This window comes from Enterococcus sp. AZ103 (assembly GCF_051714685.1).
Taxonomy (GTDB): Bacteria; Bacillota; Bacilli; order Lactobacillales; family Enterococcaceae; genus Enterococcus_A; species Enterococcus_A alishanensis.
In genome coordinates this window covers 2,190,011-2,209,903 of record NZ_JBIOSI010000001.1, presented here as the reverse complement: position 1 = coordinate 2,209,903, position 19,893 = coordinate 2,190,011, and the positions used below count along the sequence as shown (strand labels likewise).

Sequence of the window (19,893 nt, the reverse complement as noted above, 5' to 3'; positions counted from 1 at the left end):
TGTTATTCTTTTTCGTTCTCCCATTCATGATAAAATTCCATTAAAAAATTTTCCATGAACTCTTTTCTGCGCTTTGCTTCATTTTTCCCTGCCTCAGTATTCATCAATGCTGGCAATTTTAATAATTTTTCGTAAAAATGATTAATGACCGTATTTTCATCGCGATACATTTTTTTACTTGTTAAATCTCTTGGTTTTATTGCTGGATCATAAAGAATATTTTGATGAGCTCCTCCATAATATGCTGTTCGCATAATACCGATTGCACCTAAAGCATCGATACGGTCAGCATCTTGGACGATTTCACCTTCTAAAGTTAATGTTTTTTTACCTGACTCCAGCTCTTTTGAAAAAGATATATTTTCAATAATCATAAAGAGTTCATCAATTTTCTCCTTGTTCCAACCTAATGAGTGTAATAGTTGTTCAATTGCTTTCTTTTCAGCCAACGGATCTAAAGCAACCTTATCATCAATTACATCATGTAAATAACCTGCCGCAACAACTAATTCTTGATTGGCTGATTCTTTAACTGCTATTTTTTTAGCGATTTTAGCTACTCTTTGACTATGAAAAAAATCATGTCCACTTTTTTCATTACTTAATTTTTGAAAGCTATAATCTTTTATAGCTGTTAATTCTTTATTCATCTTTTTTTCCCTTACGAGGTGGACGTTTTCCCCAGTATTGGAACAAGTCAGTTCTGATCGCACCATTGTATAGTTTTCTTTTCTTAGTAGTTTTTGCACCATAAAACTCTTCAAAAGTTAAGTCGCTAGTTAAAATATATTTACTCCATGTTTCAAGAGGACGAAAGACTTCACCCATTTCTTTATAAAGTTGGCGCACACTCGCTTCTTCACCTAACCGTTCACCATAAGGCGGATTGGCAACAATTACCCCATATTCTTTATCCGTTTTGAAATCTTTGACTGCTTGTTGTTTAAAGGTAATCGAATCTCCTAGACCAATCTCTTCCGCATTTGCTTTAGCAATTTCAATCATTCTTCCATTAATATCAGAACCAGTAATATCTAATTCAATCTCATAATCCGCTTGCTCGTCTGCTTTTGCACGGACTTTCTCAAAAATATCGCTGTCGACCCAATCCCATTTTTCACAGGCAAAAGAACGATTAAAGCCTGGAGCAATATTATGACCAATTAAAGCCGCTTCAATACAAAGCGTTCCGGAACCACAAACTGGATCATAGAAAGGACGATCCTTACGCCAATTAGTTAATTCAATCAAAGCAGCTGCCATATTTTCTTTTAACGGCGCACCACCTTTTTCCAAACGGTAGCCGCGTTTAAACAACGACGGTCCAGTTGTGTCTATCGTCAACACTACGTGATCTTTTAGTAAAGCAACTTCCAATTGAAAAAATGCGCCAGTTTCTGGCAATGGTACTCGCGCAGGACGATGATAGACCTCTTTTAAGCGTTCCACAATGGCTTTTTTTGTAATCGCTTGGCAATCCGGAACGCTATATAATTTGGATTTGATACTACGCCCAGCCACCGGAAATTCTGCATCGTAAGGTAAATAGTCTTCCCATGGAATAGCCTTTACTTGCTCAAATAATTCGTCAAAAGTAAAAGCATCAAATTCTCCAGCGATAATTTTTACCCGGTCTGCCGTTCTGAGCCATAGATTTGTTGTAGCAATGGTCTCTAAATCTCCACTGAAACGAGCGCGACCATTTTCTACTTCGCAATCAATTCCTAAATTTCGCAATTCCTTACCAACTAGCGCTTCGATTCCCGCTGCTGCTGTGGCAATTAAATTATATTGTTTCGTCATAATATCTCCTATTTATTCCATCTTATTCTTTTCGTAAAAAAAACCTTCACAAGCAAAGTTGGAAGGTTTCCTGAATCTTGCAATTTTCTGTAAGCCATGTTTTGTACATTCCTTGTTTCAGGTAAACAAGTTCAGTGGTAATCATCTATCTCCGAAATTATTCGGCTCTTTCATCGTTCATTTCCTTAGAAAAAGCGCCCCTACCATTGTTTGGGTTGCTCGCTCGAGGGGTTTACCGCGTTCCACCATTTTGATTTCTCAAAATGCTTCGTCACTGTGGCACTTTCAAGAATACTAAAGCATAGATTTCTCCTTAGCTTGTTTTTCTGCCGTTACCAAAATAATTGGTACCTTAGCTTATGGTTTCGCTAAGCACGAACACTACAGGCATCTCAGACTGTGCGAGCATGGACTTTCCTCAGCATATTAAGAATACACCGCGATTACCCAAAAATTGCAATTATTATACTAGATTAAAATTGGCGCGTTTTTTCATTGTCATCATCTGCTTGAGTGTAGTTTTTTCTTAAATCAGTCCGCGTATTACCTGTAACCTTTGCTTGTTGATCTAATTTTTTTCCGAAAACTTCTCTTTCAAGATTTGACAAGCGTTTTAAAATGTCAAAGTTTGTTACAGCAGATCCCTTAGGAGCCGCTTCTTTTGTTCTTGGTTGCGGAGTAGTTGGAGCGGTCGCAGCTGATCCAGCAGTCGATTGTGTTTTTGACAATTGCTCAACTCGCGCTTTTAGACGGTCGTTTTCTTCTTTTAAAGCTAAAATTTCTTTATTGTACTCTTCGTAATCCTTGATAATATTGTCTAAAAATTCATCCACTTCAATTGGGTCGTAACCACGCATTTTTGTTTTGAAATCTTGTTCCAAAATATCATTTGGAGTGTACGTTAATTTCGCCATTTTTCCACCTCATTAATATCATTAACTTCATTTGTTCTCCAATATATTCTAGCCGATAAACGTTCGTAAATCAAACACTATCCCCCAAATATACTGAATTTTCAAGATCGTCCATTGTGATTGGAAAAATTTGATAGGTTTTATTCTTTTGAAAATTTTCTACATCCCTTAGAAAATAGCGTGTTTTACCCGGATATTCTTGATCGTAAACAATTAAACTTGCATCAGTATGTTGTAATAAAAAATTTATATGATTCTTAAATTGACTAGGATTCTCATATGGTTTATGACTGACTGAATCTACAAAGTCAGCCTGACTAACAACTGTTTGCAATAACAACTGATTGGCTTCGTTCCAATTAGAACCAAAATCTTTAAAGGGAAAAATGACAGCCAGTTTTATTTCTGGGTATTGTTGTTTCAAATCATTTATAATCTGTCCTGCCCATAGTTCGCACCCTAAAGCACCAGAAATCATTATCCACTCCAATCCATTCTCGATTAATTGAATAATTTGATTTTTTAAAACATTCTTAATGACTGCAACTTTAGGGTCTTTTTCAGTAAAAATTCCTAATTCATAGCTTTGATATCCAGTAATATAAATTTTTTTAATGATTTGATTCATAAATTTTCCTCTACTTTCAGTACAAAAGACAAAAATTTGTTATAATGTAGCCTAGGAGTGTGATGGGAATGCCTTTTCATTATCCCAACGGTCAACTTTTCAGTAATCATAAGACTTCTTCTGAAAAAAATGAAAAAAAGAAACCAAATTTTGCTAACCGCGGAATGCGCTTTGAAGAAGCAATCAATTTGAGTAATGAGTATTACTTAAACTATGATATAGCTGTTATCCATAAAAAGCCAACCCCTTTACAAATTGTTAAGGTTGATTACCCTAAGAGAAGTGCCGCCGTCATTAAAGAGGCCTATTTCAGACAACCTTCAACAACCGATTATAATGGTGTTTACAACGGGCATTATTTGGATTTCGAAGCAAAGGAAACCAAAAACAAAACTTCTTTTCCTTTTAAGAATTTTCATGAACATCAGATTATTCATATGGAAAGATGTCTTAAGCAAAATGGCATATGCTTTGTCCTTTTGTGGTTTTCTAGTCTAAAACGCTGCTTCTTTTTTGCTAGCGAAGATTTAATTTATTATTGGCATCAACAAAAAGATGGAAAAAAATCTCTTCCACTATCAATCATCGAAAAAAAAGGGATTGAAGTTCCAACTAAGATTGCACCTAGAATTCCTTATTTGGATGCAGTCAATCAATATATTCAACAAAAGGAGTTATAATTTATGGCCAACCGAAGCCGTTCCAATCAGAGTCATGGGACATCCACTAAGGTAAAAAAAGGTAAAAAAACGAGAAAGTCTGGGTCGATTATTCTAAAAATTCTGACAGCACTTGTGGGTTTAGTTCTTATTGGTGTTCTTGGCGGGATTGGCGTATTTGCTTACTATGCAAAGGACGCAGAACCAATCACTGAAAAAAGTTTAGATTCTACCGCTTCTTCAAAATTTTATGACATTAATGGTAATTTATTTGAAGATATTGGCTCAGAAAATCGAGAAAAAGCAACCAGCGAAGAAATTCCTCAACGCTTAGACGATGCAATTGTTTCTGTCGAAGATCAACGCTTCTATAAGCATCACGGTATTGACCCAATTCGAATTGCCGGATCTTTAATACACAACATCACCAATTCTGATTCAGGTGGTTTACAAGGCGGTAGTACTTTAACTCAACAGTTAGTTAAACTATCAGTCTTTTCTACCAAGGCATCCGATCAAACCTTAAAACGAAAAGCCCAAGAAGCATGGCTAGCTACTCGTTTAGAGAAAGAAAAAAGCAAACAAGAAATCCTTACTTATTATATTAATAAAGTATATATGGGTAACGGATTATACGGAATGAAAACTGCTTCAGAAACTTATTATGGTAAAAATTTAAGTGATTTATCAATTGCTGAGACAGCCCTATTAGCTGGACTACCACAAGCACCAAATTCATATGAACCTTATGAACATGCAGAAGCTGCTAAAAAACGTCGAGATACTGTTTTATACACCATGCTCGAAAATGATAAAATCACCCAATCAGAATATGATGAAGCTGTCGCAACTGATATTCAAGCAGGCCTGCAACCTTTAAATACAGGCGATAATACTACGCGAAAAATTGTTGATAACTATTTAACAGAAGTAATTAATCAAATTGAAGAAGAAACTGATAAAGATGTCTATACAGACGGATTAGAAGTCCATACTAACTTAAATATGGATCAGCAAACTTACATCTATAATTTAGCCAATAATACCGATGGTACGATTGCCTATCCTGATGATGATTTTCAAGTAGCCGCTACGATGGTTGATGTAAATACTGGTAATGTAACAGCTCAAATTGGCGGAAGAAACATTGCTGATGATGTATATTTAGGTTTTAATCAAGCTGTTAGTACGGATCGCGATTTAGGTTCAACTGTTAAACCAATTACTGATTATGGTCCGGCGTTTGAATACTTACAATATTCGACAGGTGCAACTATTACCGACGCTAAATATAATTATCCTGGTACCAAAACGGCTGTAAACAACTGGGATAACTCTTATATGGGAACCATTACCTTAAGACAAGCACTATATGATTCACGTAATGTTCCGGCTGTAAAACTCTTTGAAAAAGTTGGAGCTGATAAATCAGCTGAATTTTTGAATGGATTAGGTATTCAATATAAAGATATCTTGGCCTCTAATGCCATCTCTAGTAATACTGAAACGCAAGAAGGAACGAAATATGGTATTTCTACTGAAAAAATGGCTGCCGCTTATGCTGCTTTTTCAAATGGAGGGACCTATTATAAACCTTCTTACATTGACCATATTGAATACTTAGACGGAACAACTCAAAGTTTTTCAAGTGCTGGTCAAAAAGCAATGGAAGAATCTACTGCTTACATGGTCACTGATGTCTTAAAAGATGTTATTACAAAAGGTTCAGGTACGTATGCTTCAATTTATAACGTTACTCAAGCCGGTAAAACTGGAACTTCAAATTACAGTACCGAGGAATTAGCGAAAATCCCTCATTACTCAACTATTTCACCAGATGTGTCTTTTACTGGATATACAACGAATTATGCACTTTCTGTTTGGACAGGATATAGTAACCGAATGACGCCGATTACGACCGCCTCAGAAAATATCGCACAATTATTTTATCGAAATATGATGCAATACGTTTCTCAGGATCAAGCACCCGCAGACTGGACAAAACCAAGTAATGTCAGTCGAGTCGGTGGAGAATTATATATAAATGGTTCAACCGCCTCTAACTCAGTAGATGGCACTAGTTACAATAATTATTACAATAATTCAACATCTAGCTACAATAACTATTATGATAACAGCAGTTCATCAAGCTCTGCTGCTCAGGATTATAACAATTATTCTAGCTCTTCAGTTACTGGCAATGAAACAGTTCCATCTTCAAGTGTAAACAATGGTAATACTAATAATGATGGAACTGGCAGTAGCACACCTCCGGTAGATGGTGGTGGCGATGACCCAACTGGTGGCGATGCCGGAACTACCCCATGAAAAAAGCCAACGGAAATTATTTTTTTCCGTTGGCTTTTAGTCTATTTTTTCCTTCTTGACATAAATCAAGCAAAGTACATGAATGACATTTAGGAGATCTGGCTGTACAATGATATCTTCCAAAAAAGATCATTGTATGATGAGATTTTATCCAAAGATTTTCTGGAATTTTCTTCATTAATGTTTCCTCTACCTCTAAAACCGATGCTCTTTGCTTACAAATTCTAAGTCTTTTGCTAACCCGTTCTACATGGGTATCCACGGCGATGGCCGGAATATCAAAAGCATCCCCTAAAACAACATTAGCTGTCTTTCTACCGACACCTGGTAGCTTAACCAGCTCTTCTCTTGTTTTTGGAACTTCTCCACCAAAAACTGTTAAAATCATTTGGCTACAGGCTTTAATATTCTTGGCTTTATTTCGATATAAACCGATTGTCTTAATCTTAGCAATAATATCTTCGATTGGTGCTGCTGCTAAATGTACTGCATCTGGATAGCTTTCAAATAAAACCGGAGTTGCTTTGTTAACAGAGACATCCGTAGCTTGTGCACTTAAGATAACTGAAATAATTAATTGAAAAGGAGTCGCTGCTACCAGCTCACCATGGGCCTCTGGAAACATTTGGTACATTAAATTCATGGCTTCCATTGTTTTTGTCTGACTAAGCATGCTAATCCTCCCCATTTAACCAATCATCTAGCGACACTTCAGGTAAATTTTCTTGGTAATTCGCTTCTTCTTTTTGTAGAATTAACTGCTTTCTACGTTTTTGTTCATCCATGACTTGTTGCTTGGTTTGGATATTTTTTTTCTCCCAATTTTGTAAAACTGCTTCAATGTATTTAAAATTGTAGGCTTGATTTAGCACGGCTTCTTGCAGCGCCAAAGTAATTAATTCTGGCGTATAACCATCTTCTTCCAACCAATAGCCAATTTTCTGATATTCTATTGGTGATAAAGAACGACCAAATTCTTTTTCAAAGGTGGTGAACATGTTCTTTTGGGAAATTTGTTGGGCATCTTCAGTTTTCTTAAACTTTTCTTGTTCAACCAATATTGTTAACTTATCAAAGGCTAATGAAACGTTATAATAATCGGCTTGGCGACCTGCTTCATCTTTTTTTGATTCCAATGCTACAAATCCTTTGCCGATAATGCTATTTAAAATTTGATAAATTTGATCAGCTGGTAAACCAATTCTACGGGCAATCTCTGTCATATCAGGAAAAATATTTCCCGTTTGGTTTTCAACATATAATTGCAACCAAAGCATGAACTCATTGGTATTTAAGCCTAACCTACGATAATTTTTTAAAAGTAAATTTGAGACAGTCGTTTGTCCAGCGGCTAAATATTCATCTAAGGAAATCATCTATCTTCCTCCATTTCTCATTTGAGTTTACACCAAATAGGCTAAGAAAAACAGCAGCAACTAAAGAGTCACTGCTGGAAAATTTATTTAATATTTTTCAAAGCCGCTTGTGCCAATAAATTCAAGTAATTCCATGGACGATCAAAATGTGGCTGGAAGAAGAAATCTTGTAATGCTAAGTCTTCCAAAGTCATTTCATTTTGAATAACAACTGACATCGTGTTAGCACTTTGGGTAATATCATATTTTGATAAAAATTGTGCGCCAACAATTCGATTTGTACCTTTTTCAGAAACAATTTCCATTAAAATATTTTCTGTTGTTGGCATAAATTCAGGTCGATAATTATCTTCGAAAACTGTCACATTTACATCAACGCCGTTAATTTTAGCACTTTCTGCTGTCAAACCAGTTGACCCAATATTCCAACCAAACAAATAAAGGCCAGAAGTTCCTTGAGTACCACGATATTTAACAGTTGGTTCTACTAAGTTTTTGCCGACTAGCATACCTTGACGAACTGCATTGGTTGCTAGTGGAATATAATTTTCTGTGTGGCTTGGATTGTAATGAACCATTGTAGAATCACCAGCTGAAAAAATATCTGGATTACTTGTTTGCATATACTGATTCACTTTAATAGCACCAGTTGGTAACATTTCCACTTGGTCTTTAAGTAAGTCAGTACTCGGTTTAAATCCAACACACAAAATAACTAAATCAGCTTCAAAGCTATCACTTGGCGTCACAACCGTTTCAACTTTACCCTCAATGTTAGCGACAAATTCGCTAACATTTTCACCTAATGCTAGCTTCACACCTTTTTGACGTAATTCTTCTTCTAATACATCTGTAAATGGTTTATCTAAATATTTATTTAAAATTCTTGGTAACCCATCAATCAAGGTGACTTCTTTACCAGTTTCAGCGAAAGCTTCAACTAATTCGATTCCAATATAACCACCACCGACAACAACAACTCTTTTTGCATCGGTTGATGAAGCAATAATTTCATTGGCTTGATTATAGTTTTTACATAATAAAATATTTTCTGAATCAATGCCTTTAATTGGTGGAATAATCGGCCAAGAACCGGTGGTCATGACTAATTTATCATAAGAGACTGTTTGTACTTCATTGTCTTTTAAATTTTTAGCAGTTACAGTTTTTGCATCGGTATCAACCTTTGTCACATCGTGTTCCATGTGTACAGTTGCACCTAGTGAAGCCAGTTCTTCAGGGTTTGAATAAAACAAGCCTGCTGGATCTTTCACAACACCACCGACATATAATGCAATCCCGCAAGACAAGAAAGAGATATTATCATTCCGTTCAAAAACGGTTACTTCTGCCTCCGGGTGATTTTCTAAAATACTCTTTACTGCAGCTGTTCCTGCATGGGTACAGCCAACTACTACTACTTTCATTCCATTCCCTCTTTCTATTATTTAGAAATTTGCGCCTTTTTGCACAAGAAAAGTATAACAAACTAGCGCAGCAAGCCCTATTTTTTTGCTCACTAAAGTACAAATACTAAAACACATTAATCATCTGTATTTATTCATCATTTAAAATCAAAAAATTTATATTTTCGAACTATTATTCTTGATTAGATAATATCGTTTAGAAATAATTCTAATAAATTACCCTTTTGTATGTAAATAAAAAAAGCATTCTCTCCTCTTTTAAATACGGAGGAGAGAATGCTTTTAAGTTCAAAGTTTATTTTAATTCGTTTGCAACTGAGAAGTGACCAATCACATCGATGATCCGTTTTAAATCAACGTTACCACCAGATACTACACAAACTGCTTTTTTGTTGTTTACATATTTATCCACTTTACCTGCTAGGATTGCTGCTGTTGCAAGTGCACCAGAGCCTTCAACAACAATTTTAGTCCGTTGAATTAAGTCTTTCATAGCAGCTTCAATTTCTTCTTCAGAAACTACAACCATATCGTCAACTAAAGCTTCTACTACTTCAAACGTTAGTGTTCCTGGAACTGCTACTGCAGTACCATCAGCAATAGTTGCTGCTTCTTTATGAGAAACAATTTTTCCAGCTTCATAAGAGGCAGTCATACCATGAATATTTTCAGCTTGGACACCGATAATATTAATATGTGGGTTAAATGTTTTCAAAGCTACTGCAATCCCAGCGATTAATCCACCACCGCCGACAGGAACTAATACAGTATCAACATCCCATAAATCATCTAAAATTTCTAAACCAATTGTTCCTTGACCAGCCATTACGTATTCATCATCGTAAGGTGCGATATAAGTCACACCAGTTTCTTCAACAATTTTTTCACAGTAAGCTCTTGCTTCATCAAAGCTTTCCCCATGTAAAATTACTTCTGAACCATAGCCTTCAGTTGCTTCAACTTTAGCTTTTGGTGCAGTCACTGGCATAACGATAGTGCTTTTAATTCCTAATAATTTAGAAGTTAACGCTACACCTTGGGCATGGTTACCTGCTGAAACTGCAATAACACCGCGATTTTTTTCTTCTTCGGTCAAATGTGCAATTTTATTGTAAGCCCCACGGAATTTAAATGAGCCAGTTAATTGCATATTTTCTAATTTCAAATAAACTTCGCCGCCAGTTTTGGCAGTTAGAAACATTGATTGAATCAATGGTGTTTTACGACCATATTGCTTTACCACGTTCTTTGCTTCATGAATATCTTCAATCGTTACTGGTAAATCTGTCGCAATTCTTGTCATTACAAAACATCTCCCACTTCTGTGTATTCTACATCAATTGAATCTGCTAAAGCTTTTGAAACTACTTTTCCGTTATACACGCTTAAACCAGATAATAATTCTTTGTCTGATTTCAATGCTTCGTCTAATCCTTTAACACTAACTTCTTTTAAGAATGAAATATTTCCTTTTGCCAATGCGATAGTTGCTGTACGAGGTACAGCACCTGGCATATTTGGAACAGCGTAATGAATTACATCATGTTTTGTAAATACTGGATCAGCATGGTTGGTTGGTTTATCAATTGTTTCAACCGTACCACCTTGGTCAATTGCGATATCAACAATCACACTACCTGGTTTCATTGATTCAACCATATATTCTTTAACTAATTTTGGTGGGCGAGCACCTGGAATTAAAACAGTTGAAATAAATACATCTGCATCTTTAATCCGGTTTTCTAAATTTTCGGTATTAGAAACAATGACTTCAACATTGTCATTCTTGTAACGTTCTTGTAATTGTTTGATCCGGTTTTCATTTACTTCTAAAATAACTACATGGGCACCTAAACCAACAGCCATATCTGCAGAGTTTTCAGCAGCATTACCGCCGCCTAAAATAACGACTGTTCCAGCTTCAACACCGTCGATACCTGGTAATAAAATACCTTCGCCACCATGTTGTTTTTCTAAATAATATTGGCCTAAGTTAACAGCACGACGTCCAGCAATTGCGCTCATTGGTTTCAATAATTCTAAAACGCCATCGATTGAAATGTTTTCTCCAGATAAAGCTGTTACGTCAACTTCCATCATTTTTTCAACACAAGCTTTGTTAGCTGCTAAATGTAAAAATCCCCAAATAATTTGGCCTTTTTTAAAATAGTGATATTCACTTTCCATTGGTTCTTTTACTTTTACAATTAAATCAGCAGTCCATGCTGTATCTGTATCTACAATTTTTCCGCCAGCCGCTTCATATTGATCGTTATTAAAACCTGAACCAGCACCAGCGTTATTATCAACTAAAACTTCATTACCTGCTTCAACTAAAATTTTGACATTTTCAGGTGTCATCCCTACACGAGCTTCACCTTGTTTTGGATCTTTAATAACTCCAATTTTCAAAATCATTCACCTCTATAAATTATTTTTTGATTGTTTTCTTTTAACATGTAAAATATATCACAATAAAAACTCAACGCAATGAAAACGATTCAGATGTTATCATTGTCTCATCTGTCTTCATTTTAAATTAATTAATAATTTTTATTATTCATAAAACCCTTGCTGCTTGTGCGTTTTTTTATTAGCTTTTTTTCATTTTCTATTTTTTATAAAAAAACAAAAATTATGATTCCGCTACCATCGTTATTAAAACAGAAGAAGCTTTATATTTGTTAAAGTGTATATTACACGTATTTCCAATAAAAAGACAAAGAAAAAGCTCGAGATTTTTATCTCGAGCAAAGTTGTTTAGCCTATTGATTTTTCTGTTGACAATCTGGACAAATACCATAAACTTCTAGCCGATGTTCATTTATTTGAAAGCCGGTTAGTTTACTTGAAGCCATTTCTACATCTTCTAATCCTGGATATGAAAAATCTTCAATTTTCCCACATTCATTACATATTGCATGGTAATGTTTTTTTTGAGTATAGTCAAATCGACTAGCAGTATCCCCATAACTCATTTCTGTAACAATACCGATACTAACAAATTTTCTTAAATTATTATAAACCGTTGCTACACTCATATTAGGAAAACGACTTTCTAAATCTTGAAATATCTCATCAGCAGTTGGATGGTTTTTATATGTAATTAAGTATTCTAAAATAGCATGACGTTGCGGTGTGATGCGAATACCACCAGCCTTTAAATCGTCTATCGCGTGGTTTACAGTTTGTTCTGTCATGAAAGGAAACCTCCTTTTTATAATCTTTCTTAAATAATACTATTCTTTTTAAATAAAAGCCAGCTTATTATAGATAATTCCTTGATATAATCAAGTTTTTCAAAATAAAAAGCACTGAAATTTCAGTACTTTTTAATCATTTTTAAATTGTAAGTTGTTGGCCTGGTAATAATGTGGAATCTGCACTTAAACCATTATTAGCTAATAACTGATCAACTGAAATTCCGTGACTAGATGCAATCCCCCATAAAGAATCTCCTGCTGCAACAGTGTAAGTACTTGTTGTGGCTGTTACATTCGTTTCAGTAGTTACTGTACTTTCTGTTGCGGGAGCTGTATTAGTTGTATTGTTAACGGCAGTACCTGTATCATATTGGGTTAAATTATAAGTTTGGATGATTGAAATTAGTTTGCTGGCATAACTTGGGTCCGTAGCATAACGCCCTTGTAGATAATAAGCTGCTTCTTGATAATTACTCGTGTGACTCTTCCAAGCCCCAGCATAATAAGTTCCTTGTAAAAGATCGGCATGCGCTTCAAAAGATTCATTATATGAATTATATACGGCAAACGGTTCCGACATCGTTACCCATTGACCATTTAAGTATTCTTGGGTACTCATACTGACAGATGCGCCACCATTGTATTCTTTTACCCCAAATAAATTATAGTATGGTGCTTGTGACAATGAAGACGAACCGTAACCACTTTCCACTAGAGCTTGAGCAATCATAATTGACGCGTACAAATCGTGATTTGCTGAAATAGTTACTGCCGATTGACCAATTTGATTAATAAAAGCAGACTGACTTGAAACTTCTTCTGCTTGAGCAACCAAACTATGATTACTTAAACTAACTGCAATTGGTGAAATCGCTAAAGTCGTTCCTGCCAATACAAATGACTTTTTTGCAATAGTTTTTCTTCTCATCTTTTTAATTAGATGTTTTTCACTACGTGTTTTATATTGATTCATTGGTACCTCCAAATTATTCCCTAATTATCCTTTTATTTTCATAATAATTATAGGTCATCAAGAAATAATTCACAAACGTTTCAAAATATTTTGATGGATTTGTTAAAAGAGTGTAACATCTGTAATCATTAAGCAACTAAATTTTAATTTCGTAATAAAAAAGAAGCAACCTTTAATAGGTTACTTCCTTCAGATATTTTTTTATAATTGGTTAAATGTATTTACCACATTTTCAGTTGTGAAACCAAATTGTTCTAATACAAATGGTCCAGGTGCTGAGGCACCAAAATGATCAATCGTAATCGTTGTTCCTTCAGTCGTTGCATACCGTTCCCAACCAAAACTTGAACCAGCTTCAATTGCTACACGTTTTTTAACTGATTTAGGTAGAACAGATTCTTTATAAGCTGCATCTTGTGCTTCAAATAAATCAAAACTTGGTAATGATACGACAGAAACATCTTTGCCTTGTTCTTTCAGAACTTTTTGCGCTTCGATTGCTAAGCTTACTTCAGAACCAGTTGCAATTAAAATCCCTTCTGGTGTTTCACCAGCTTGTTTAGACACGACATATCCACCGTGTTTCACGCCAGCATCAGTAATTTCTTTGCTATTTGGTAAGACTGGTAAGTTTTGACGGCTTAAAACTAAAATTGTTGGTTTATCATTTGTTTCGATAGCCACTCTCCAAGCTGCTGCTGTTTCGTTACCATCAGCTGGACGAATTACTTGAACATTTGGCATTGCACGCATACTGGCTAATTGTTCGATTGGTTCATGAGTCGGTCCATCTTCACCAACCGCTACTGAGTCATGTGTTAAGACATAAGTGACTGGTAAACCTTGAATCGCAGATAAACGAACCGCTGGACGAAGATAATCAACGAAAACAAAGAATGTTCCGCCATAAACTCTTGTCCCACCATGTAGATGAATACCGTTCATAGCTGCCGCCATTGCAAATTCACGAACACCAAACCAAATATTACGTCCTTCGTAAGAACCTGGTTGGAATTCTTTTTCATCTGCAATTGTTGTATTATTTGAACCAGATAAATCAGCAGATCCGCCCCAGAAAGTTGGTAAATTCTTAGCAATTCCTTGAATCACATCTTTACTAGATACGCGGCTCGCTTGACTTGAACCTTCTTCATAAACAGGAATAGCTTCATCCCAATTTTCAGGTAAAACATTGTTGAAAGCATCTTTAAATTGCTTTGCTAATTCAGAATGAACATTAGCATAATTAGCAAACATTTCATCCCAATCAGCTTCGGCTTTTGCACCTTTATCTTGAATATCTGCTTTAAAACGTGCAGCTACTTCTTCAGGCACTGTAAAATCAGGATATTCCCAACCATAGACTGCTTTCGCCACGTCAATACCTTCTGCTCCTAATGGTGCCCCATGAACTTTACTAGTTCCTTCATCTGGAGCGCCAAATCCAATAACTGTTTTAACTTCAATCAAAGTTGGTTTTTCAGTTTCAGCTTTTGCTTCTTCAATCGCTTTTGAAATGGCTTCTAAATCATTACCATCTTTTACTAAAATATGTTGCCAACCATAAGCTTCATAGCGAGCACCAACATTTTCGGTAAAAGCTTTATTGGTTGGACCATCTAATGAAATATCGTTTGAATCATATAAAGCAATTAATTTGCCAAGTTTCATATGACCAGCCATAGAACTAGCTTCTTGTGAGACACCTTCCATTAAATCACCATCACCAACAAGCGTGTAAGTATAATGATCCATCACTTTAAAACTGTCTCGGTTATAAGTAGCAGCTAGATGTGCTTCAGCCATTGCCATCCCGACAGCCATGGCAATTCCTTGGCCTAAAGGACCAGTTGTTGCTTCGACGCCATCAGTAAAATGGTATTCCGGATGCCCTGGTGTTTTACTTTCCCATTGACGGAAATTTTTCAAATCATCAATAGTAACATTAAATCCTGCTAAATGAAGCAAGCTATAAAGCATTGCTGAACCGTGTCCTGCAGATAAAATAAAACGGTCACGATTTGGCCAGTTTAATGAAGTTGCTGGATTGATGTTCAAATGTTTTGTCCATAATGCATAAGCCATAGGTGCAGCACCCATTGGTAAACCTGGATGACCTGAATTGGCTTTTTGAATTGCTTCAATACTTAATGTACGGATGGTGTTGACACCTAGTTGATCTGTTTTGTCGAACAAAAACTTTTCCTCCTTTTTGGTGCTAAATACTTTTATTATTACAAATTTCATTGTAACCGATTTAATACGGTTATTCAATATAGAAATGCATGATTATTTTCTATTATGCAGTCCTTTTTCTTTTTGAATTTTCTTCAATTTATCAGGTGTAACATCTTTTCCATCAGGATCGACTACCTTCATCCCTTCAATATGATGTCTCATCCCACCACGAACAGATTGCAAATACTCTTCACGTAATTCCTTTTGTTCTTTTGTTTCTTCATCAGACAATCCACTTGTTTTTTTCTTTTTTGCTAACTCATTGATACGAGCAATTTTTTCTTCAGAAAGCATTCTATACACCTCACTTTGACTATATTATACATAAAAATTCAAAAAATAATAATTAGAATAGAAAAATAAATACGAACGCTTGTTTGATTTTTTATTCTATGCTAAACTTTGTTTATAGAAAGAGGTGTGATCATGGCAAAGAGAACCGAGACGAAACAATTAGAAGTTCTTCGTTTTATCCATGAACGGGTTGAATTCAAAGGTTACCCGCCAACCGTTCGTGAGATTGGAGAAGCGGTGAACTTATCATCGACTTCAACTGTTCACGGTCATTTAGCAAGACTTGAAAAAAAAGGCTGGATTCAACGAGATCCAACAAAGCCTAGAGCAATAGAATTAACGATCACGGGATTAGAAAAGATTGGTGCTGCACCAAAAGTCATACCAATGTTAGGCGTCGTTACAGCAGGCGAACCGATTCTCGCGGTAGAAGAAGCATCTGACTTTTTCCCTGTGCCGCCAGATTTATCAAGTGAAGATGGCAGTTTGTTTATGCTAACGATTCGAGGAGAAAGTATGATTAATGCTGGCATTTATGACGGTGACCATGTGATTGTACGTAAACAAGCTTCAGCTGTTAACGGAGAGATTGTCATTGCGATGACGGATGAAAACGAAGCAACTTGTAAAAGATTTTATCGGGAGACTGATCATTTTCGCTTACAACCAGAAAATGATACCATGGCACCTATTATTTTAGAAAATGTCTCTATTTTAGGAAAAGTCGTTGGCTTATATCGAAACCATATTTTTTAAGAATCAATTAATCGGTGGAACTCCGATTAATTTTTTTCTTTACAAATCGAACAAACATTCGTATAATAGAAATACGAACGCTTGTTCTATACATATTTTTAAGGAGTGAATCAAAAATGAAAGCTATTCGTCGTTTTGGACTAATTATTGCAGTTTTATTGTTAGGTTTATTGATTGGAAAATTGAGTCTTTTGGCTAACGTACTGTTCTTTTCGGGATTGTTTTTGACTTGGTTCATGCTTTGGGATGACAAGAGATACGCACAACGGCAAAAACGCCGCAAGATGGCACAAATGAATCCACATTATTATCCAGAAGATGAACCACGAGAAGACTACTACTATGTAAATCCTTATGATTACACCGATCATTTTCATAAATCAGCATAATAAAAAATCAGCCAAAGCTGCATATAGCTTTGGCTGATTTTTTAATAATCCATCAATGTCAAAATTTCATAATTAGCAATTTTATCACGGCCATGTAAATCTTCTAACTCGATTAAAAATGCACAACCGACTACAATCCCACCAAGTTGTTCAATTAATTCGATCGTCGCCTTAACTGTTCCACCTGTCGCTAATAAATCATCTGTCACTAAAACCCGTTGTCCAGGTTTGATCGCATCACTGTGAAGAGTTAATGTGTCTGTTCCATATTCTTTATCGTATTCCACTTCGATTGTTTCTCTCGGAAGTTTACCAGGTTTACGAACAGGTGCAAAACCAACACCTAATTCATAAGCCACTGGGCAACCAACAATAAAACCACGTGCTTCTGGCCCAACAACCATGTCAATTTGCTTTTCTTTGGCATAATCAACAATTTGCTTAGTTGCTTCTCGGTAAGCATCTCCGTCTGCCATTAATGGTGAAATATCACGGAAAACAATTCCCTCTTTAGGATAGTCTTCAATACTTGCCACATAATCTTTCAAATTCATCTGTGTTTCCTCCTGCTTCATACTATAAGCTATTTATTTACTTTAATTTTGCAGCCAATTTCTGATGCTTTGGATATCTTCTAATAATAAAAATTTTTCACTATTTATTTGACCTAATCGTTTCTGATAAGCTTGGCTTTCTTCAAATGAACGATTTTCCGGCTGCGAGACAGCTTCCAAAACACCGTCGTCTATTGTAACAAATTTCAACTCGGAAAACACGTGAATCATAAAGACTAGCAGATTCTCAGGAATTCTTAAGTAATTTGAAATGTTTTTTAACTTGTACCGCACATCTAATTTTTGTTGCTTTATGATAAATTTATATAAATCTTTGAATTGTTGCCGATCAGGCATACCATTAATATAAGCTTGATCACGACTATAAAGATAGAGATAGACTTTTTGAAAGTTACCTAAGTGAACGATTTGTTTCAAAATAGCTAATTCATCTGGACAATCTAATATCACCAATTGCTGATAACTATCAATTTCAGCTGGTAACGCTTGGTCGAATGTGATTATCTGATCACCAAAAATTGGTTGAAAAACTTTTTTAGTCTTTGGTTGAAAAGCTAGGTATAACAGTTTATCTCCTTCAATTTTTTGTTGCCAAGTATGTTTGGCACGACGGTCAATTATTTGCAGACCTTCTGACTTAAAATCAATAAGTCGAAACTGAACTTTCTTCTGTCCATTCCATTCATTGATTTCTAATACCCCAACAAAGGAAAGATCATCTTGTTGTAATTCCTCTTGACTTTCACCAAAATTAAAACCAATAACGTCTACTTCTGACTCTTTGTCCACTAAGCTAAATTTTACATGCTGATGGTCGCCACCAATTAAACGAAAGCCACTCACTTTGCCCGTCTCAAGCATAAACTGTGGAGCAGGGTTATCAGTACCAAATGGGGCTAAAACTTTTAATTCATCGGTTAATTTTAGAGAGATATTCGATATAGATATTTTTTCATCGATTAACAAGCTATTGCTTTTTGATAAATCGATCTGGTTATTTGAAATATATTGATTCATTGCCGCTTGTAAAGCAGGTATTTTTTCTACGGGCATGGTTAAACCGATAGCTGCTGCGTGACCGCCAAAATGAGTAAAGTATTCTCTCATCGTATTTAACATCGCGAATAAATCTAAACTATCGACACTTCTACCAGAGCCTTTAGCATTTCCTTCATCATCAATAGCTAATACAATCGCTGGCTTTCCCGTTTGTTTTAAAATATTTCCGGCAACAATACCCAATACTCCAGGATTCCAGTTTTCTTTTGCTAGTAAATGAACTTGCGCTGTCTCATCAAGCATCGTTAAAGCTTCTGCAGTAATATCCTGAACAATTTTTTTTCGCTCATCATTTATTAAATTAAGTTTTTCAGCAAGCTCGTTGGCTAAATCTGGATCAAAAGTGGTCATTAAATCTACTGCTGGATTAGGATCTCCCAAACGTCCGATCGCATTTAAACGAGGCCCGATACTAAAACCAATACTCATTTCATCAATCTTTTGGTAATCTACACCGCTGACTTTTAATAATTGAGTCAGTCCTAATCGTTGATTTTGCTTAATTACTTGTAAACCTAGTTTAACAATTGTACGATTTTCTCCAGTTAAGGAAACTAAATCCGCAATCGTCCCTACACAAGCTAGATCGAGCAACTCTACTGGAACCTCTTCAAGTAAAGCTGTTGCTAGTTTAAAGGCCACACCTGCCCCCGATAATTCACCGAATGGATAATTACCACCTGGAAATCTTGGATGGATAATACAATAAGCTTCAGGAAGTTCTGGTGGCAATTCATGATGGTCGGTCACAATCACATCAATATTTTGTTGGTTGGCATAAGCAATCGCTTCATTCCCAGTAACTCCGTTATCCACCGTAATAATCAAACTAAATCCTTCTTCAATTTTTTCAGCGAATAATTCTTTATTTGGCCCATAACCATGAATAAAACGATTGGGTAAGACAAAACCGACTTCAGCACCTAATGTTTCTAATGCTTCCTTTAAAATCGATGTACTAGTTATTCCGTCTGCATCATAGTCGCCGTAAATCAAAATCGGCTCGCCTTCCATTATCGCAGTTTGAATACGCTCAACTGCTTTATCCATATCATGAAGTAAAAATGGATCATGTAAATCGCTGATATCGGTATTTTTCAATTCTTCAAAAGCAGCCATCGTATGTATATTTCTTTGCCATAATAATGTAATGAAATTTTCTGTATATCCGGCTTTTTCCATTTCATTTTTAAAATTTTCATCAACCGTTTCGACTGGCGGTATCTTCCATTGATAATTATTTTGTTTCACGCTTTCACATCCCAACTTTA

At 35.6% G+C, this 19,893-nt stretch carries 19 protein-coding genes and 1 other RNA gene; 4 read left to right on the top strand and 16 right to left on the bottom strand.

Going from position 1 to position 19,893, the window contains the following annotated elements:
* Positions 1 to 2 precede the first annotated feature (2 nt).
* The 5 genes from ID741_RS11110 to ID741_RS11090 all read right to left on the bottom strand — a co-directional run bounded on the left by ID741_RS11110 (position 3) and on the right by ID741_RS11090 (position 3,345).
* The gene (locus ID741_RS11110) at positions 3 to 650 is read right to left on the bottom strand and encodes an HD domain-containing protein (RefSeq protein ID WP_438720007.1); all 648 of its coding nucleotides are present in this window, start codon (positions 648 to 650) and stop codon (positions 3 to 5) included.
* Positions 643 to 1,803 carry a THUMP domain-containing class I SAM-dependent RNA methyltransferase gene (locus tag ID741_RS11105; RefSeq protein WP_438720006.1) on the bottom strand — a complete coding sequence of 387 codons (1,161 nt, stop codon included), beginning with the start codon at positions 1,801 to 1,803 and terminating at the stop codon, positions 643 to 645. The genes ID741_RS11110 and ID741_RS11105 overlap by 8 nt, the downstream gene beginning before the upstream one ends.
* 85 nt (positions 1,804 to 1,888) lie before the next feature.
* Positions 1,889 to 2,258, bottom strand: an RNA gene (rnpB, locus tag ID741_RS11100) — RNase P RNA component class B.
* 18 nt (positions 2,259 to 2,276) lie between these two features.
* Positions 2,277 to 2,717 carry a cell division regulator GpsB gene (gene gpsB / locus ID741_RS11095; protein ID WP_218325235.1) on the bottom strand — a complete coding sequence of 147 codons (441 nt, stop codon included), beginning with the start codon at positions 2,715 to 2,717 and terminating at the stop codon, positions 2,277 to 2,279.
* Positions 2,718 to 2,787: 70 nt separating this feature from the next.
* On the bottom strand, positions 2,788 to 3,345 hold the full coding sequence (locus tag ID741_RS11090) for a DUF1273 domain-containing protein (protein WP_438720005.1): 558 nt from the start codon (positions 3,343 to 3,345) through the stop codon (positions 2,788 to 2,790).
* A gap of 68 nt (positions 3,346 to 3,413) precedes the next feature.
* Between ID741_RS11090 and recU the strand changes: the two genes are divergently transcribed.
* Both recU and ID741_RS11080 read left to right on the top strand, forming a co-directional pair.
* Complete coding sequence (gene recU, locus ID741_RS11085) at positions 3,414 to 4,025, top strand: Holliday junction resolvase RecU (RefSeq protein WP_438720004.1); 612 nt, start codon at positions 3,414 to 3,416, stop codon at positions 4,023 to 4,025.
* Positions 4,026 to 4,028: 3 nt separating this feature from the next.
* Positions 4,029 to 6,332 (top strand): PBP1A family penicillin-binding protein, encoded by a 2,304-nt coding sequence (locus ID741_RS11080; protein WP_438720003.1) that lies wholly within the window; start codon positions 4,029 to 4,031, stop codon positions 6,330 to 6,332.
* 16 nt (positions 6,333 to 6,348) lie between these two features.
* Here ID741_RS11080 and nth read toward each other — a convergent pair whose 3' ends face one another.
* The 9 genes from nth to ID741_RS11035 all read right to left on the bottom strand — a co-directional run bounded on the left by nth (position 6,349) and on the right by ID741_RS11035 (position 15,843).
* The gene (gene nth, locus ID741_RS11075) at positions 6,349 to 7,005 is read right to left on the bottom strand and encodes an endonuclease III (RefSeq protein WP_438720002.1); all 657 of its coding nucleotides are present in this window, start codon (positions 7,003 to 7,005) and stop codon (positions 6,349 to 6,351) included.
* 1 nt (position 7,006) lies between these two features.
* Positions 7,007 to 7,708, bottom strand: coding sequence for a DnaD domain protein (locus ID741_RS11070; RefSeq protein ID WP_218325230.1), 702 nt, complete (start codon positions 7,706 to 7,708; stop codon positions 7,007 to 7,009).
* An 83-nt stretch (positions 7,709 to 7,791) separates the two neighbouring features.
* Positions 7,792 to 9,135 carry an FAD-dependent oxidoreductase gene (locus ID741_RS11065; protein ID WP_438720001.1) on the bottom strand — a complete coding sequence of 448 codons (1,344 nt, stop codon included), beginning with the start codon at positions 9,133 to 9,135 and terminating at the stop codon, positions 7,792 to 7,794.
* 295 nt (positions 9,136 to 9,430) lie between these two features.
* Complete coding sequence (gene tdcB / locus ID741_RS11060; protein ID WP_218325228.1) at positions 9,431 to 10,438, bottom strand: bifunctional threonine ammonia-lyase/L-serine ammonia-lyase TdcB; 1,008 nt, start codon at positions 10,436 to 10,438, stop codon at positions 9,431 to 9,433.
* Entirely contained in the window at positions 10,438 to 11,547 is a 1,110-nt protein-coding gene (ald, locus tag ID741_RS11055; RefSeq protein WP_438720000.1) for an alanine dehydrogenase, read from the bottom strand. Before ald ends, tdcB begins: the two co-directional genes overlap by 1 nt.
* Positions 11,548 to 11,900: 353 nt before the next feature.
* Positions 11,901 to 12,335 carry a Fur family transcriptional regulator gene (locus ID741_RS11050; RefSeq protein ID WP_218325226.1) on the bottom strand — a complete coding sequence of 145 codons (435 nt, stop codon included), beginning with the start codon at positions 12,333 to 12,335 and terminating at the stop codon, positions 11,901 to 11,903.
* A 142-nt stretch (positions 12,336 to 12,477) separates the two neighbouring features.
* Positions 12,478 to 13,311 carry a glucosaminidase domain-containing protein gene (locus ID741_RS11045; protein WP_438719999.1) on the bottom strand — a complete coding sequence of 278 codons (834 nt, stop codon included), beginning with the start codon at positions 13,309 to 13,311 and terminating at the stop codon, positions 12,478 to 12,480.
* 201 nt (positions 13,312 to 13,512) lie between these two features.
* Positions 13,513 to 15,507 (bottom strand): transketolase, encoded by a 1,995-nt coding sequence (gene tkt, locus ID741_RS11040; RefSeq protein WP_438719998.1) that lies wholly within the window; start codon positions 15,505 to 15,507, stop codon positions 13,513 to 13,515.
* A gap of 93 nt (positions 15,508 to 15,600) precedes the next feature.
* Entirely contained in the window at positions 15,601 to 15,843 is a 243-nt protein-coding gene (locus ID741_RS11035; protein WP_218325223.1) for a DUF896 family protein, read from the bottom strand.
* A gap of 132 nt (positions 15,844 to 15,975) precedes the next feature.
* Between ID741_RS11035 and lexA the strand changes: the two genes are divergently transcribed.
* The gene (gene lexA / locus ID741_RS11030; RefSeq protein ID WP_218325222.1) at positions 15,976 to 16,599 is read left to right on the top strand and encodes a transcriptional repressor LexA; all 624 of its coding nucleotides are present in this window, start codon (positions 15,976 to 15,978) and stop codon (positions 16,597 to 16,599) included.
* Between the two features lie 116 nt (positions 16,600 to 16,715).
* The gene (locus ID741_RS11025) at positions 16,716 to 16,988 is read left to right on the top strand and encodes a hypothetical protein (protein ID WP_218325221.1); all 273 of its coding nucleotides are present in this window, start codon (positions 16,716 to 16,718) and stop codon (positions 16,986 to 16,988) included.
* A gap of 41 nt (positions 16,989 to 17,029) precedes the next feature.
* On the opposite strand, the gene ID741_RS11020 is transcribed toward ID741_RS11025, so the two are convergent.
* Both ID741_RS11020 and recJ read right to left on the bottom strand, forming a co-directional pair.
* Positions 17,030 to 17,542: an adenine phosphoribosyltransferase gene (locus ID741_RS11020; RefSeq protein ID WP_218325220.1), complete on the bottom strand. Its 513-nt coding sequence runs from the start codon at positions 17,540 to 17,542 to the stop codon at positions 17,030 to 17,032.
* A gap of 42 nt (positions 17,543 to 17,584) precedes the next feature.
* Positions 17,585 to 19,873, bottom strand: a complete 2,289-nt coding sequence (recJ, locus tag ID741_RS11015; RefSeq protein WP_438719997.1) for a single-stranded-DNA-specific exonuclease RecJ — start codon at positions 19,871 to 19,873, stop codon at positions 17,585 to 17,587.
* Positions 19,874 to 19,893: the final 20 nt, after the last annotated feature.